General features: G+C 51.6%; 10 protein-coding genes, 1 tRNA gene and 9 pseudogenes. 14 read left to right on the plus strand and 6 right to left on the minus strand.

The genetic code is table 11. From position 1 onward, the window contains the following. Positions 1–242 precede the first annotated feature (242 nt). The 5 genes and pseudogenes from AACL06_RS08690 to dnaQ form a co-directional block, all read right to left on the minus strand. Positions 243–1,398 (minus strand): annotated as a pseudogene (locus tag AACL06_RS08690) (IS66 family transposase); the annotation flags it as partial. Between the two features lie 30 nt (positions 1,399–1,428). Next, positions 1,429–1,775, minus strand: a pseudogene (tnpB, locus tag AACL06_RS08695) (IS66 family insertion sequence element accessory protein TnpB). Positions 1,776–1,963: 188 nt separating this feature from the next. Continuing rightward, a pseudogene (locus AACL06_RS08705) lies at positions 1,964–2,905 on the minus strand (IS5 family transposase). A gap of 686 nt (positions 2,906–3,591) precedes the next feature. Next, positions 3,592–3,668 (minus strand) — tRNA-Asp (locus tag AACL06_RS08715). Positions 3,669–3,793: 125 nt separating this feature from the next. After that, positions 3,794–4,537, minus strand: coding sequence for a DNA polymerase III subunit epsilon (gene dnaQ, locus AACL06_RS08720; protein ID WP_339036844.1), 744 nt, complete (start codon positions 4,535–4,537; stop codon positions 3,794–3,796). Between the two features lie 55 nt (positions 4,538–4,592). Here dnaQ and rnhA point away from each other — a divergent pair. Then, positions 4,593–5,075, plus strand: a pseudogene (gene rnhA / locus AACL06_RS08725) (ribonuclease HI); the annotation flags it as partial. On the opposite strand, the gene AACL06_RS08730 reads toward rnhA, so the two are convergent. Then, positions 5,072–5,791, minus strand: a complete 720-nt coding sequence (locus AACL06_RS08730; protein ID WP_339036846.1) for a methyltransferase domain-containing protein — start codon at positions 5,789–5,791, stop codon at positions 5,072–5,074. The pseudogene rnhA and the gene AACL06_RS08730 overlap by 4 nt on opposite strands. A 51-nt stretch (positions 5,792–5,842) precedes the next feature. Here AACL06_RS08730 and gloB point away from each other — a divergent pair, with 51 nt between their 5' ends. The 13 genes and pseudogenes from gloB (at position 5,843) to bamB (ending at position 16,707) form a co-directional block, all read left to right on the plus strand. Continuing rightward, positions 5,843–6,598: a hydroxyacylglutathione hydrolase gene (gene gloB, locus AACL06_RS08735; RefSeq protein ID WP_339036848.1), complete on the plus strand. Its 756-nt coding sequence runs from the start codon at positions 5,843–5,845 to the stop codon at positions 6,596–6,598. Positions 6,599–6,630: 32 nt separating this feature from the next. After that, positions 6,631–6,783, plus strand: a pseudogene (locus AACL06_RS08740) (lytic transglycosylase); the annotation flags it as partial. After that, positions 6,783–6,944, plus strand: coding sequence for a hypothetical protein (locus AACL06_RS08745; RefSeq protein WP_339036850.1), 162 nt, complete (start codon positions 6,783–6,785; stop codon positions 6,942–6,944). The pseudogene AACL06_RS08740 and the gene AACL06_RS08745, both read left to right, overlap by 1 nt. After that, positions 6,937–7,346: pseudogene (locus tag AACL06_RS08750) on the plus strand (transposase). Before AACL06_RS08745 ends, AACL06_RS08750 begins: the two are co-directional and overlap by 8 nt. Positions 7,347–7,525: 179 nt before the next feature. After that, positions 7,526–7,951 carry a nucleoside-diphosphate kinase gene (gene ndk, locus AACL06_RS08755; protein WP_339036852.1) on the plus strand — a complete coding sequence of 142 codons (426 nt, stop codon included), beginning with the start codon at positions 7,526–7,528 and terminating at the stop codon, positions 7,949–7,951. A gap of 251 nt (positions 7,952–8,202) precedes the next feature. Next, positions 8,203–9,108, plus strand: a pseudogene (locus AACL06_RS08760) (IS5 family transposase); the annotation flags it as partial. A gap of 279 nt (positions 9,109–9,387) precedes the next feature. Next, positions 9,388–10,587 carry a bifunctional tRNA (adenosine(37)-C2)-methyltransferase TrmG/ribosomal RNA large subunit methyltransferase RlmN gene (locus tag AACL06_RS08765; protein ID WP_339036854.1) on the plus strand — a complete coding sequence of 400 codons (1,200 nt, stop codon included), beginning with the start codon at positions 9,388–9,390 and terminating at the stop codon, positions 10,585–10,587. Positions 10,588–10,663: 76 nt separating this feature from the next. After that, a pseudogene (gene pilW, locus AACL06_RS08770) lies at positions 10,664–11,378 on the plus strand (type IV pilus biogenesis/stability protein PilW). A 19-nt stretch (positions 11,379–11,397) separates the two neighbouring features. Beyond that, positions 11,398–12,296 (plus strand): annotated as a pseudogene (gene rodZ, locus AACL06_RS08775) (cytoskeleton protein RodZ). A gap of 47 nt (positions 12,297–12,343) precedes the next feature. Further along, positions 12,344–13,459, plus strand: a complete 1,116-nt coding sequence (gene ispG, locus AACL06_RS08780) for a flavodoxin-dependent (E)-4-hydroxy-3-methylbut-2-enyl-diphosphate synthase (RefSeq protein WP_339036856.1) — start codon at positions 12,344–12,346, stop codon at positions 13,457–13,459. A gap of 147 nt (positions 13,460–13,606) precedes the next feature. Further along, positions 13,607–14,881 carry a histidine--tRNA ligase gene (gene hisS, locus AACL06_RS08785; protein WP_339036858.1) on the plus strand — a complete coding sequence of 425 codons (1,275 nt, stop codon included), beginning with the start codon at positions 13,607–13,609 and terminating at the stop codon, positions 14,879–14,881. Positions 14,882–14,894: 13 nt separating this feature from the next. Then, entirely contained in the window at positions 14,895–15,515 is a 621-nt protein-coding gene (locus tag AACL06_RS08790; RefSeq protein ID WP_339036860.1) for a YfgM family protein, read from the plus strand. Positions 15,516–15,525: 10 nt separating this feature from the next. Next, on the plus strand, positions 15,526–16,707 hold the full coding sequence (gene bamB, locus AACL06_RS08795) for an outer membrane protein assembly factor BamB (RefSeq protein ID WP_339036863.1): 1,182 nt from the start codon (positions 15,526–15,528) through the stop codon (positions 16,705–16,707). Positions 16,708–16,807 lie beyond the last annotated feature (100 nt).

The following is a 16,807-nucleotide window of genomic DNA, read 5'->3' on the forward strand; positions in this document are numbered from 1 at the left end:
GTTGCAGTATCTCCAATAATAATATGTGGTTAGAAAAAGACAGGCATAGCATTATGTGGTTTATTTATTTTTCGTAATGTCACTAGCGGGTAAGCGTAAACCCAGTGTCGTATGTAGTCATTAAGCCCATGCTTGTATTAGACACCCACCTGTTACAGACGAACGTCTAAGTATGGAATCTCAATCCTGGTAAAAATAACTCTTAAAAATTAGGCTCTTCCACCCAGGTTGCGGAAGACCCATTCTACCTGACCTTCATCGCAGCAGTAGCATAGCGCTTCCCACTGCTTCAGTGCATAAGCGAAAGCCTCACCCAGATGGGATTTCTTCGATAACGCTGCGCTTTTTTCTAACAGCCAGTCATGCAGGGATGTCAGCAACGGTTTGCTACGGTTTTGACTGATGGCGAGACATTCTACTGCAGGGCGACCACGTATTTCCTCCTAGATGGCGTGTAGCTTACCGATACGTTTCAGCGCTTCCTCTGCGGTTGCCGTTCGGGTACTGATTTAGACATCGTGGATTTTACGGCGAGCATTAGCCCCAGCACGCCGCTTTGCGCAGCGGGTCGCCTTCATGCTCTGCCTGGGGCCAGTACCGGAACTGGCGTATGATCCTTGTGAAGTTTGCAGCTGTCGATCACATAGAGGTACAACGCTTCGTCCAATGGAGCCATTAACCGGCAGCAGGAGTCCACCCAGTTGGATAGCAGTGCACTGCTCAGCTCTGCACCCTGGCGGGCAAAGATTTCAGTCTGCCGGTAAAGCGGCATATGTTCACAGTATTTGCTCGTTAACACCCTGGCCAGAAGACCAGGCCCGGCGATACGCCGGTCGATGGGACGCGATGGCGCAGGCGCTTCAACGATACAGTCACATCTGATACACGCCTTTTTTACCCTGACGGTGCGGATCATCTTCAGCGCGCTGGAGACCCGTTCCAGTTGCTCCGCGCTGACTTCGCCGAGGTATTTGATATCGTTACCGTATTCCAGGCAACCGGTTTCAGCTGGCTCCAGCCGATGTATCTCACGGGGAAGATGTTCAGGAAGGGGACGACGGTGCCGGGACTGGCGAAGCTGGCGGGGAACCTGTGGATCGTCCTCCCGGCCTTTGTAACGATCGCTTTGCTGCTCCTGTTGTTTCAGTAGAGCTTCGGCTTCTTCAACCTGCCTGCGGAGTTTTTCACAGCGGGTGCCGAACAGCATCCGGCGCAGTTTTTCTATCTGCGCCTGCAGGTTCTCTATTTCGCGTTCTTCGTTCTCTTGATTTTCTCTTCGGCTCGCGTCAGCGCCGAACGCAGGAACGCCTCAGTCTCTGAAACGAGGCTGAGCTGACTGTCTTTCTGGAGAAGCGCATCTTCCAGCGCGGCGATACGGGTGAGAGAGTCCTGACACATGGCATCATTGATAATGCGGCTATGCTCTTTTTATAACATTATCAGTGAGTTAAGCAGTGATGTTTTAGGTTGCCGCCAGTCCAGTTTATCGAGAAACATGGCGAGTTGTGAGCGGGTAATGGCGATTTTGCCGTCGCGGACGGCTGGCCAGGCTAGCCTTCTTCCAGACGTGTGGTAAACAGGCATAGGCCATCAGTATCAGCCCAAAGGATCTTTACGGTATCGCCACGTTGTTCCCGAAAGATGAACATATGGCCGGATAACGGATTTTCATCAAGAACGTGCTGTATCTGTTCGCCCAGGCTGTTGAAGGATTTACGCCTATCCTTGACGCCAGCAACCAGCCAGATACGGGTGCCTGACGGGAGGGATATCATCGTATCCTCTCGGTCAGCTCACGGAGCAGCACGGTCAGCATCTCAGGTGACGGGTTTTCCAGCGTCATTTTACCGTGGCGGAACCCTAGGCAGAAGGAGGCCGCATTTAGCGTTGGTAACTGACCCGGGTCTGGGCTTTGTTGAATAAATCGGATTTGGAATAAAAGAGTCCCCTGAATGGGCAGCTTTCAGGCAAGGCGTACACTTTCTGGCATACCGGCGAGCGGCATCTTGTTTAATGCACAGATCATGGCCAGCGCCTCTGCAACTTGCCCATGATAATCTCGCAGCGACAGGTGACCACCAAATAGCTGTTTTACTCTGTACCTCGCTGTTGCCGCTATCGAACGTCGGTGGTAGCCTGTGATACTTTTCCACCGTGTGTTATCTCCGGTAACGCGCCGGTTCGCCACCGCTTGATTTCGCTCTGCATAGTCTGCCGACCAATAACGGGCTCCGCTGCTGGGCGCTATTAACGCCTTGAGCTTCTTGCCCCTTAACTCATCATCACACACTCGCGTATCCTAAGCCCGATCCGCCGAGGCGACTTTGATGTTACGGTACCTCTGGCGGATAAGACCTGGGAAGGCTTCGGTATCGGTGACATTGCTCAAGGAAAGGTCAGCACAGATGACCTCATGTGTTTCTGTATCTACGGCCAAATGCAGTTTTCGCCAGATCCGCCATTTTTCGTGACCGTGTTTTTTTACCTTCCACTCGCCTTCACCCAATACGTTGAGCCCGCTAGAGTCGATAACGAGGTGCGCAATTTCACCCGGCATTGCGGTTTTAAACGGGACATGGCCGGACTTTGCCCGCTTACTGATGCAGGTGTCGTCCGGGCAGTTCAACGGCACTTTGATCAGTGTGACAATGGAGTCGAAGAAGCCCTGGAGGGCGCGAAGTGTCAGGCCGAAAATCCGTTTCAGCATCAATACACTGGTGATTGCCATTACGATGTTCATTGCCATATCGGAATAATGTTGTCGGCGACCACGCAGAGAAGGTTTTGCCTCGCAGTACCAGGCGTGAAGTGCCGTTTCATCCACCGAGAAAGTGAGTAAACCCCGAGTGATAAGGGCGTTGTTGTAAGCCTTCCAGTTGGTGATGTTAAACTTTTGCTGGGCCACGGAATGTCGCTATTTTGACAGAAGGAGAGTGATCTGATCCTCGTGCCGGCAAAAAGTTCGATTTATTCAACAACGCCCCGGGTCTGTATTCATCCCGTCTGATGATGCCGGATCAGGTATCACCTCAACAGGCAGCAATGTCGATGATGATGAAAGCGTCTAGTGTTGCCTTAAGGCGGCGTGATACGCGGCCTTCATGGCCGGTACAAAGTGCATGCCTGGGCGGCATTCTGTTTCGCAGATTTCCAGCGCATCGTTTGCATCGTTCTTCTTGCTTCTGACAAACGCTTTCATATGCTGGGCAGGGATAAGTCTTACGCTATATCCCATAGAACTGAGTATTCGCCCCCAGAAATGAAAGGTTAAACAGGCCTCCATCGCAATTAATGCAGTTAGTAAAAGTATGGCACCGGCTACGTTAGTCAGGGGCGTCCATCACATAACTACACACACAAAATTTTCAGGAGAAATTTTTAATGTCGCTTGCCACTGCCCGTTAGGGCAGGTTGCAGAAAGGCACACCATAAAAAATGGTCTACGAAATTTCTCTTTCCAGCGCGTAGGCCATTTCGCGCCGGATACCCCGCTATGCTGAGGATATTATAGAGACGAAAAAAGCCGTATCTCTTTGAGAGCGGTACGGCTTTTTTCGTCCAGAGGTATAAGAATACCCCAGAATAAATAAGTGGCGGAACGGACGGGGCTCGAACCCGCGACCCCCTGCGTGACAGGCAGGTATTCTAGCCAGCTGAACTACCGCTCCACGCCATTCCCTCTTACGTGGGAAAGAGGAAAATAATACGGATGCACTTCAGTTCCGTCAATGCCTTTTTTTCAACACATGAACCGTTTGCACAGTTTTTCAGCGAAGCCCACGTAAATGCCGTTTTATTCCACCTCTGGTGAGCGCCATAAGCAACTGCCGCCCTTCTGCGCCACCAGATCCAAACGCGCCTCATGAGCCGCCAGCTCTTTATCGCTGGCGTAGATCACTTTCATCGCCATCGCCGGGCGAACGATACGTTGAATATCCTGGGCGGAATTAGTCTGCTGTTTGTCGCCTTCCATCTGAAACGTCATTGACGTCTGACCGCCGGTCATCGCCAGATAAACCTCTGCCAATATCTCTGCATCAAGCAATGCGCCGTGCAGCGTGCGCTTGCTATTATCTATCTCATAGCGGCTGCACAGGGCATCAAGATTATTGCGCTTGCCAGGGAAAAAACGGCGCGCCATCAGCAGGCTGTCGGTAATAGTACAGAAGGTCTCGGTCTTCGGGATGCCCTGTTTTAACAGGTGGAATTCGTGATCTATAAAGCCGATGTCGAACGCCGCGTTATGGATAACTAACTCAAAGCCACGGATGAAATCGAAAAACTCATCGGCGATCTGATCGAAGGTCGGCTTATCGGCCAGGAACTCATCGCTTATACCGTGTACGCCATAAGCTTCTGGATCTACTAGCCGATCCGGCTTAACGTAGACATGGTAGTGACGACCCGTCAGACGGCGGTTAATCACTTCCACCGCACCGATTTCAATGATGCGGTGACCTTCGTAGTGCACCCCAAGTTTGTTCATACCGGTGGTTTCGGTATCAAGGACGATCTGTCTGGTGGTGGTTGAGATCATATTACAGTGCTCACAGCGCTCGTTTATGTCAGACTTGGTTTTTAGAACTGATAGGAAGAGTCTACCAGAGATGCTCAAACAGGTAGAAATTTTCACCGACGGCTCTTGCCTTGGCAATCCCGGACCCGGGGGGTACGGCGCAATATTGCTTTACAAGCAGGTCGAGAAGAACTGTAGCGTAGGTTATCACCTGACCACAAATAATCGTATGGAGTTGATGGCAGCGATCGTGGCATTGGAAGCGTTGACTGCACCCTGTAAGGTGCTCCTTAGCACCGACAGCCAATACGTGCGCCAAGGCATTACCCAGTGGATCCTTAACTGGAAGAAGCGCGGCTGGAAAACCGCCAATAAGAAACCCGTCAAAAATGTTGACTTGTGGCAACGCTTGGATCTGGCTATCCAGCGTCACACCATCACATGGGAATGGGTCAAGGGCCACGCTGGTCATGTGGATAACGAACGCTGCGACGTATTAGCGCGTGATGCGGCTGGCAATCCAACCCAGGAGGATGTTGGCTATCAGCCGGAAGCTTAAGGAATCTTACGGTAGCTCTTTATCGCGCCTACTGCGCGACTGAGAGACGTCTTTCTCACCCCTATTTTCATCGGCGTTGGCGTCAACGGTAATGTACGCTTGCGCGCCACAATCACACTCATGCACCCCAGAGCTGGCAAGTGGGTGCATAGAAACTTGTTGCCCTTGTGCTGCCAAGGTAGTACGTGAAAACGCGCTTGATGCAACACTTCGTAATTCAGCAAGCTAAGCCAATCCAGCACACGAATCTGGCTTAACATTCGGCTGGCATAAGGCTGGCGATGGCGCAGCCAGGGAACCAACTTGCCTATCCCAAGCAGGCTAAACGGATTGAAGCTGCTGATCACCAACCAGCCGTCGTCGATCAACACCCGATCAACCTCACGCAATAAGCGATGATAATCGCCTGCATAACACAGCGTATGCGCCAACAAACAGGCATCGACTGACTTGGTGACAAAGGGGAGTGGGCAGTTTTTAGCAATCACCTGTAGCCCGGCCCCTGCCAGCCCCACATTGACCTGATGTGAGATAGCGCATTTATCTGTCACCAAGTCGGCGCTGAGGTCACCGAGCTTCAATAGATGGAAACCAAACAGCTTTGGCCACCAGGGTTGCAACTGCTGTTCAAGCGCCCCACGATAGTACTCTCCCCATGGCAGCTCAGACCATGACGGCGGGTCAGTGAGCTTTTGTAGATTGCGGGCTGGTTTCATGATTTATTATCTTCTTTATTATTTCAAGCTGCTGCTAACGAGAAGGACAATATGAATCTTATCAGTATTCCTGCTTTACAAGATAATTACATTTGGTTGCTTGATGATCAACATGGACACTGCGTCATCATCGATCCGGGTGAGGCACCGCCAGCGCTTGTGGCATTACGCCGCCTGAAGCTAATACCCGATGCGATTTTGCTAACCCACCACCATCAGGATCACGTCGGCGGCTTGGCGCAGATTGTGGCGCACTATCCTAACTTGCCGGTGTACGGGCCGCAGGAAACGGCAGACAAAGGGGTGAATCATGTGGTACACGATGGTGAAAAATTCGAAATCAATGGCCGCCAATACGTAACGATAGCGCTGCCCGGACATACGTTAGGCCACGTGGCATTCTATAGTGTCCCTTATCTGTTCTGCGGCGACACCATGTTCTCAGCCGGTTGCGGAATGCTGTTTGAAGGTACCGCAGCACAAATGTACGACTCATTTAAACAACTCGCACAACTTCCCGATAGCACCTTAATTTGTTGTGCGCATGAATATACGCTTTCAAACCTCAAGTTTGCGCTGGCTGTTTTGCCGGAAGATCGAGAGATTGAAGTATATCAACAACATGTTGAAGCATTAAGGGCAAAAAACCAACCCAGCGTGCCGACCAACTTGCAATTAGAGCGAAAAATTAATCTATTTTTACGCTGTCATGATTATGATTTGCAAAATAAATTAGGCTTTAATTCGCCACCAAAGCAGCTTCATTCGGTTTTCTCCGAGTTACGCCTGCGGAAAGATAACTTCTAAGCTTTTAGTTGTGGTATTTGGCTCAGCCAAGTATGATTGCTCGTCTTTTAAGCAACTATATTGATACACACATGAAGGCTAAAGCAATATTTCTCGCCTCAGTCTTGCAAGTAGGATGCTAGTCGTCCAAGCAGGACGCACCGGCTCCAGAACAGCATGCACAGAGTTTGTCTTCTGCAGGGCGTTGTTGAATAAATCGAACATTTGGCCGGCACGAGGATCAGATCACTCTCCTTCTGTCAAAATAGCGACACTCCGTGGCCCAGCAAAAGTTCAACATCACCAACTGGAAGGCTTACAACAACGCCCTCATCACTCGGGGTTTACTCACTTTCTCGGTGGATGAAACGGCACTTCACGCCTGGTACTGCGAGGCAAAACCTTCTCTGCGTGGTCGCACACCACATTATTCCGATATGGCAATGAACATCGTAATGGCAATCACCAGCGTATTGATGCTGAAACGGATTTTCGGCCTGACACTTTGCGCCCTCCAGGGCTTCGTCGACTCCATTGTCACACTGATCAAAGTGCCGTTGAACTGCCCGGACGATACCTGCATCAGTAAGCGGGCGAAGTCCGGCCATGTCCCGTTTAAAACCGCAACGCCGGGTGAAATTGCGCACCTCTTGGTGGTCACCTGTCGCTGCGAGATTATGATGGGCAAGTTGCAGAGGCGCTGGCCATGATCTGTGCATTAAACAAGATACCGCTCGCCGGTATGCCAGAAAGTGTACGCCTTGCCTGAAAGCTGCCCATTCACGTGACTTTTTATTCCAAATCCGATTTATTCAACAACGCCCCTATTCTTTTAAAATATTGATTTTTCCGTAGGCAAGCGTTAACAGCGCACATATAATTTGCACCACTTGAGAAGTCTGGTTTTATTGATTGCAGACTGGCTATTTTTGAAATATAGAGGCCATCATGACCCTAGAACGTACCTTTTCCATCATTAAACCCAATGCTGTAGCCAACAACGATATCGGTGCAATCTATGCCCGTTTCGAGCGTGCTGGTTTTAAAATTATTGCATCCAAAATGCTGCGTCTGACTAGCGAACAGGCGGAAGGCTTCTACGCTGAGCACAAAGGTCGCCCATTCTTCGACGGTTTGGTTGAGTTCATGACTTCCGGCCCGATCATCGTACAGGTTCTTGAAGCAGAAAACGCCGTACAGCGTAACCGTGACATCATGGGGGCAACCAACCCGGATAACGCACTGGCTGGCACACTGCGCGCTGACTATGCGGGCAGCTTCACTGCTAATGCCGTTCACGGTTCCGATGCCATAGAATCTGCACAGCGTGAAATTGCTTATTTCTTCACGGAAAGCGAACTCTGCCCACGCTAGTCCCCGTCGTCTTTCAAGCCGCAGCGTTGTTGGCTGCACTCGTTTATCCCAGTCACTTAACTGAGTAAGCTCCCGGGATGAACGAGTTGGTCAACTAGCTGCAACTTGAAATCCATGAGGTATTCTGTATTGAGGTTTGCATGGTATAAACAAGCATATTTACCAGCTAAATCCGGCGTTGTTGAATAAATCAAACTTTTGGCCGGCACGAGGATCAGATCACTCTCCTTCTGTCAAAATAGCGATATTCCGTGGCCCAGCAAAAGTTCAACATCACTAACTGGAAGGCTTACAACAACGCCCTTATCATTCGTGGTTCACTCACTTTCTGGGTGGATGAAGCGGCACTTCACGCTTGGTACTGCGAGGCAAAACCTTGTCTGCGTGGTCTCCCACCACATTATTCCGATATGGCAATCACCAGCGTATTGATGCTGAAACGGATTTTCGGCCTGACACTTCGCGCCCTCCAGGGCTTCGGCGACTCCATTGTCACACTGATCAAAGTGCCGTTGAACTGCCCGGACGACACCTGCATCAGTAAGCGGGCAAAGTCCGGCCATGTCCCGTTTAAAACCGCAACGCCGGGTGAAATTGCGCACCTCGTTATCGACTCTAGCGGGCTCAACGTGTTGGGTGAAGGGGAGTGGAAAGTAAAAAAATACGGTCAGGAAAAACGGCGGATCTGGCGAAAATTGCATTTGGCCGTAGATACAGAAACACATGAGGTCATCTGTGCTGACCTTTCCTTGAGCAATGTCACCGATACCGAAGCCTTCCCAGGTCTCATCCGCCAGAGGTACCGTAAAATCAAAGTCGCCTCGGCGGATCGGGCTTAGGATACGCGAGTGTGTGATGATGAGTTAAGGCGTAAGAAGCTTAAGGCGTTAAGACCGCCCAGCAGCGGAGCCCGTTATTGGTCGGCAGACTATGCAGAGCGAAATCAAGCGGTGGCGAACCAGCGCGTTACCGGAGACAACACACGGTGGAAAAGTATCACAGGCTACCACCGACGTTCGATAGCGGCAACAGCGAGGTACAGAGTAAAACAGCTATTTGGTGGTCACCTGTCGCTGCGAGATTATGATGGGCAAGTTGCAGAGGCGCTGGCCATGATCTGTGCATTAAACAAGATGCCGCTAGCCGGTATGCCAGAAATATGCCAATGCAGGGGACTCTTTATTCCAAATCCGATTTATTCAACAAGCCCGTCAGGGAAGCCTTTCAGACATGGAAACCCGCTATTAAAATTTGTACAATAACGCGCCCCTGATAAGATTACTTATCAGGGGCGCGTTATTTCCACTGCGTCTTTCGAGCCGCAGCTCAACACCCATTGGCAAAAGTGCTATCGCCCGACATGTCTTGGGCTGAATGCACAACTTACTTTCCATTCTTTAGCGCAATAACGTGTAACAACGAGGCCAGAGAGCATTATGTTAGGATCCATCACGTCTGAGCGCACCTTGTCTGAAAATCATTCGCTGACGACGACTCAATCCGTTAACGCGGAACAATCGGCTGTAGCCAAAATTAACCTGCTGGATTTGAATCGCCAGCAAATGCGCGAGTTCTTCAGCCAAATGGGCGAGAAACCCTTCCGTGCTAATCAAGTGATGAAGTGGATGTACCAATATTGCTGCGATGATTTTGAGCAAATGACCCACATCAATAAGGTCTTGCGTAATAAATTACAACGTGTTGCTGAGATCCGCGCACCGAAAGTGGCCGAAGAACAACGCTCAGCTGATGGCACGATCAAATGGGCGATCCAAGTGGGCGACCAGCAGGTTGAAACTGTCTATATACCGGATGGCGATCGCGCTACCCTGTGCGTCTCATCCCAGGTGGGTTGTGCTCTGGAGTGCAAATTCTGTTCAACGGCTCAACAGGGCTTTAACCGCAACCTGCGCGTATCGGAAATCATTGGTCAAGTGTGGCGTGCAGCGAAAATTATCGGTGCGCTTAAAGTCACGGGTGAGCGCCCCATCACCAACGTGGTGATGATGGGGATGGGGGAGCCGCTGCTTAACCTGAACAACGTGGTGCCAGCAATGGAAATCATGCTCGACGACTTCGGCTTTGGCCTATCCAAGCGCCGTGTCACCCTATCAACCTCCGGCGTAGTGCCGGCGTTGGACAAGCTGGGCGATATGATCGATGTGGCACTGGCGATCTCGCTGCACGCGCCTAACGACAAAATCCGTAATGAGATCGTGCCGATCAACCATAAGTACAACATTGAGAGTTTCTTAGCCGCAGTGCGCCGCTATCTGGAAAAATCTAACGCCAACCAGGGCCGGGTTACCGTTGAATACGTGATGCTGGATCATATCAATGACAGCACCGACGATGCGCATCAGTTGGCGGAAGTACTTAAGAATACACCGTGCAAGATCAACCTGATCCCATGGAACCCATTCCCGGCGGCTCCTTACGGCCGCAGTTCCAACAGCCGGGTGGATCGTTTTGCCAAAGTATTGATAGAATACGGTTTTACGACTATTGTTCGTAGAACCCGTGGCGACGATATTGATGCCGCTTGTGGGCAACTGGCGGGTGAGGTGATCGACCGTACCAAACGAACCCTGAAAAAGAAAAGGGCCGGGGAAGCTATTAATCTACGGGCGGTCTGAATCCTATAGCACTGTTTTTGCCTTCTAACCGTCTGTTAGGCGCACCGATGGCATCGATAAGGAAATAAATGTGGGCATGAAAATGCCGAGAGGCGTGCTGGTAGCCGGTTTCCTGGCTGGCTGCTCCAGTTCACTAGCCGGAAAAGGACGTACTATCTTATGATGCGAGCCAGACGCGGTTGCAGTTAGGTCTGGAGTATCTGCAAGAGGGTGATATAAACGCCGCGCGGCAGAATCTCGAGAAGGCGCTGTCCGCAGTGCCACAGGATTAACGTACCCAGTTGGGTATGGCGCTTTATGAGCAGCAAATTGGCGAAAATGCCCTAGTTTAAAAGCGTTATCAGCACATACGCAAACTTGCGCCGGGCAATGGTACTCTGCTGAATAATTACGGTGCATTTCTTTGCAGTTTGGGGCAGTATGTAGCAGCACAACAGCGATTTAGCGCAGCGGTGCAGGCACCCGATTATGTTCGGATCGCCGATAGCCTGGAAAACGCCGGTTACTGTTTTCTCAAAGCCGGAAAAAATAACCAAGCGCGCACCACGTTGACCCGTGCGCTGAAGGTCAATCCGGACAAAGGTGCTCCACTGTTAGTGGAGGCAAAAAAGCGATCGGGAGAAGGGAAGCGCGCACAGTCGCAACGTTTATTAGATACTTATCGACATGTGTTATCGGCTAGTGCCAGCAGCTTATGGTTACAGATTCGTTGCACCGCATTAGCAGGGCGTCATGATAGCGTTCAACGCTATGGCAAACAGCTAGCGCGAAGTTTTCCACAATCCAAATAGTACCAGCAATTCTTAGCCAATGAATACTGAAGCCTCCCATGATAAAAGCGAATCCATGACGGCTGGCCAACGCCTGCGTCAAGCCCGTGAACAACTCGGGCTGAGCCACCAGGAGGTAGCAGAGCGCCTGTGCCTAAAAAAGTCCACCGTGCGCGATATCGAGGAAGACAGCATTTCCGCTGATCTCACCTCGACGTTCGTGCGGGGCTATATCCGTTCTTACGCCAAGCTGGTGCATATTCTAGAGGATGAAGTGCTGACGACTTTGGCCGAGCAGGCACCGCAGAAAATGGTGAAAGTTGCACCGATACAGAGCTTTTCATTGGACAAGCATCGTAAAAAGCGCGATGGCTGGTTGATGAGCTGCACTTGGTTGATGGTATTGGTGGTGTTCAGCCTGACCTGTGCCTGGTGGTGGCAAAACCACCAGGCACAGCAGGAAGAGATCGTGACCATGGCCGATCAGTCAGATGCGCAGCTAGAAACGAAGGCAAACGGGTACCGTTGACCGATAATGCTACTACGCCGTACGCCGCAGGCAGCAGTTAACCCACAGCAGCCTACCGTGGTGTTGCCCAGCCAGACAATGCTGCCCGGAAACTGCGCTGGGGGCACCGTCCGCTCAGTCATTGTTACCTACCGTTGATGCGGATATGGCAGCGGCTAGCGATACGAACGCACTGGTAATGAGCCTTTCAGCTGATTGCAGGTTTGCAGGTAACCGATGCTAACGGAAAAACTTTGTTCAGCGGCATGCAAAAGAACGGCGATAAGTTGAATCTGGCCGGTAACGAGCCATACAAACTGACAATCGGCGCGCCTGCCGCCGTGAAGATCCAGTATCAAGATAAGCCGGTTGATTTAAGCCGGCTCGTTAAGTCAAAACGTGTTGCTCGCCTGACTATTGCTGCGCAGTGATTGCGTAGCAGTGGCCATAATGTCAGAGCAGCAATGGAGAGTCAGTCATGCATAACCAAGCGCCTATCAATCGCCGAAAATCAACACGTATTTACGTTGGTAAGGTGCCTATCGGTGATGGCGAGCCGATTACCGTGCAGTCGATGACCAACACCCGTACCACTGATGTCGCCGCTACGGTTAATCAGATTAAAGCGTTGGAGCGCGTCGGTGTCGATATCGTCCGTGTTTCTGTTCCCACTATGGACGCCGCCGAGGCGCTCAAGTTGATCAAACAGCGGGTCAACGTGCCGCTGGTCGCTGATATCCATTTCGATTATCGCCTCGCGTTGCAGGTGGCTGAATACGGTGTGGATTGCTTACGCATCAATCCTGGCAATATTGGTAACGAATCGCGTATCCGCTCGGTAGTGGATTGTGCGCGTGACAAGAATATCCCGATCCGCATCGGCGTTAATGGTGGTTCGCTGGAGAAAGACCTACAGGAAAAGTACGGTGAACCAACGCCGGAAGCGCTGCTGGAATCCGCCATGCGTCATGTAGACATCCTCGATCGCCTCAACTTTGACAAGTTCAAGGTCAGTGTCAAAGCGTCTGATGTATTTTTGGCGGTGCAGTCCTATCGCCTATTGGCGTCGCGTATTGATCAACCGCTGCACCTAGGCATCACCGAAGCTGGTGGTGCACGTAGCGGTTCGGTCAAGTCAGCTATAGGCCTGGGGTTGTTGTTGTCGGAAGGTATTGGTGACACCCTGCGCATCTCGCTGGCGTCTGATCCGGTGGAAGAAGTGAAGGTCGGTTTCGATATCCTAAAATCGTTGCGCATCCGCGCACGCGGCATCAACTTCATCGCCTGCCCGACTTGTTCACGTCAAGAATTTGACGTGATTGGTACGGTGAATGCGTTAGAACAGCATCTGGAAGACATTATCACGCCAATGGATGTGTCGATTATCGGTTGCGTGGTCAACGGGCCAGGCGAAGCGCTGGTATCAACCCTGGGTGTCACTGGTGGTCATAACAAGAGCGGCTTCTACGAAGACGGCACGCGTCAGAAAGAGCGTTTCGACAACGAGCAGATAATTGACCAATTGGAGGCGAAGATCCGCGCTAAGGCATCGATGATGGATGAAACCAACCGCATCTCGGTCAGTCTGCTTTAAAAATAAGCTTTTTATCGACGATACAGCGGGCTTTTTTTCCCGCTTTTTTATGAGCCAGGGGTTAGAGAATGGCATCCACGTTGAACATGGGATGGAAAAGTTCCTATAATCGTGTTCATTTTTACAGACAACCGACAGAGAACTCACGTGGCAAAGAACATTCAAGCTATTCGCGGCATGAACGACTACCTGCCGAAAGACACGGCATTATTGCAGCGCATTGAAGGCACACTCAAGAAGGTGCTTGAAGGCTATGGCTACAGCGAAATACGTTTGCCGATTGTAGAGCAGACTCCGTTATTCAAACGTGCGATCGGCGAGGTGACCGATATTGTAGAAAAAGAGATGTACACCTTTGATGATCGCAATGGTGATAGCCTGACCCTGCGCCCGGAAGGCACAGCTGGCTGCGTTCGCGCAGGTATCGAACATGGTTTGCTTTACCATCAGGAACAGCGTCTGTGGTACATCGGCCCGATGTTCCGCTATGAGCGCCCGCAAAAAGGCCGCTATCGCCAGTTCCATCAATTGGGGGCGGAAGTGTTTGGCCTGCATGGCCCGGATGTTGATGCCGAACTGATCCTACTGACCGCTCGCTGGTGGAAAGCGCTGGGTATCGCCGAACACGTCAAATTAGAGCTGAACTCCATTGGTTCGCTGGAGGCGCGCGCCAACTACCGCAACGCGTTGGTAGGTTTTATCGAACAGCACGTCGACGTGCTAGATGAAGACTGCAGGTGCCGCATGTACCGCAACCCGTTGCGTTTGCTGGACTCCAAAAATCCTGATGTGCAGGCAATGCTGAACGATGCCCCGCGCCTGTCCGAGTATCTTGATGAAGCGTCTCGCGCTCACTTCACCGGTCTATGTGAACTTTTAGCACAGGCGGGTATCCCATACACCATCAATGAACGCCTGGTACGCGGTCTGGACTACTACAACCATACGGTATTTGAATGGGTGACCACCAATCTGGGTGCACAGTGTACTGTGTGTGCAGGGGGACGTTACGATAGTCTGGTCGAGCAGTTAGGCGGGCGTGCGGTGCCAGCCGTGGGCTTTGCTATGGGGTTGGAACGTCTGGTGCTGCTGGTACAAGCGCTTAACCCGGATTTTACTGCGCCACCCACCATTGATGTGTACTTGATTTCTTCCGGCGCGGGTGCGCAGGTTGCAGCGATGCAACTGGCAGAACGAGTGCGCGATGCGTTGCCGCAGCTAAAACTGATGACCAACTACGGTGGCGGTAACTTCAAAAAGCAGATCACCCGTGCGGACAAATGGGGCGCGCGCGTCGCATTGATCTTGGGCGAGAACGAAGTGGCGGCACTACAGGTGGTGGTGAAAGACCTGCGCAGTGGTGAACAAGAAACGCTGGCGCAAAGCGAAACTGCTACGCGTCTGGCTCAAATGTTAAGTTGAGGAGAAAGACACCGTGGAAGTCTATAGCACTGAAAAAGAACAAGTTGACGCTTTGTGTCGGTTCTTTGCTGAAAACGTCAAAGCGCTGGCGGTGGGAGTGGTACTCAGCATTGCTGCCTTGGCTGGTTGGCGTTACTGGCAAAACCATCAAAGTGTCGACCTGATAGCAGCATCCCAATCTTATCAGGAAGCCGGTGATCGTCTGGCGGCCGGTAAGCCGGGAAATGTGGCCGTAGCGGAGAAATTTGTCCAGGCTAACAGCAATAGCTACGGCGTATTAGCCGCGTTGCAGTTGGCCAAGCATTTTGTTGAGCAGTATGATTTTGCTAAAGCGGAACAGCAACTTGTGCAGGCGCAAAGCCAGACCAAAGACGATAATCTGCTTTCGCAGATCAACCTGCGTCTGGCGCGAGTCCAGCTACAGGAAAAAAAGTGGGATCACGCGCTTAAAACGCTGAATGAGGTGAAAGATGCATGCTGGGCAGCGCTGGTGCAGGATACGCGCGGCGATGTGTTGTTGGCCCAGGGCGATGCCCAAGGTGCACGCGAAGCCTACAGTAAAGGCCTTGAGTCCAACGTTTCTCAGGCGCTCGAGGTGTTGTTGCGTATAAAATTGAATAACTTGTCCAACTAAGGGGAACCCCATGCAATTGTTTAAAACACTCTTGGTCGGGCTAGTTTTTGCTGCATTGCTAAGTGGTTGTTCGCTGTTTAACAGTGAAGAAGACGTGGTGACTATGTCGCCATTGCCGAAAGTTGAAAATCAATTTAAGCCGAACAAGATGTGGAGCACCTCGGTTGGTGATGGCATCGGCGAGTTTTACTCCCACCTGCGTCTGGACTTCCAGAACAGCACCCTTTTCGCTGCTGATCGTCACGGCATAGTGAAAGCGCTCGACGCCACCAGCGGCAACGAAAAGTGGAAGGTGGATCTCTCCGAGCACACTGGCTTCTTTTCCAGCCGCTTGTCCGCGCTGCTGTCAGGCGGCTTAGCGGTATCAGGCGACAGGATCTATATTGGCAGTGAGAAAGCGGTAGTTTACGCATTGAATACTGCTGATGGCAGCGTAGCCTGGCAGGCCAGGGTTGCTGGCGAAGCGATGTCCCGCCCGGTGATCAGCGATGGCATGGTGCTGATCCACACCTCTAATGGTCAGTTGCAGGCGCTGAACGAATCTGATGGCGTGGTGAAGTGGACGGTTAACCTGGATATGCCATCGCTGTCGTTGCGCGGTGAATCCGCACCAGCTGTGGCTTTCGGCGCAGCCATCGTCGGCGGCGATAATGGCCGCGTCAGCGCCGTATTGATGCAGCAAGGCCAACTGATTTGGCAGCAGCGTATTTCCCAGCCGAGTGGTGCGACCGAAATCGAGCGCCTAAATGATGTAGACACTACGCCGGTGATCGTTGAAGGCATCGTTTATGCATTGGGCTACAATGGCAACCTGACAGCGCTGGATCTACGTTCCGGCCAGATCATGTGGAAACGTGAGTTGGGTTCAGTGAACGACTTCATAGTCGATGCAGGCCGTATTTACCTGGTCGATCAAAATGATCGCCTGGTAGCGCTGAGCACTAAAGGCGGCGTGATGGTGTGGACACAGGGCGATCTGCTGCACCGAAAATTGACACCACCGGTGATGTTTAATGGTTATCTGGTGACTGGTGATGCCAAAGGTTATCTGCACTGGATTAACACCACCGATGGTCGTTTTGTCGCCCAACAGCCAGTGGATAGCTCTGGCTTCATGTCTGCGCCGTTGGTGGCAGGCGATAAGCTGGTCATTCAGGCAAGAGGCGGAAAAGTTCACGCTTTCACCGGCTAGCGCTGATGGCCGTAACCTTTTCAGCACCCGAAAGATTTCGGGGTGCAGCCAGGCGATAAGCACACGGTTCCTCAAAAGCCTGAACTCAGTGAATGAGGTC

The organism is Serratia symbiotica (Periphyllus acericola), assembly GCF_964019515.1.
Classification (GTDB): domain Bacteria; phylum Pseudomonadota; class Gammaproteobacteria; order Enterobacterales; family Enterobacteriaceae; genus Serratia; species Serratia symbiotica_D.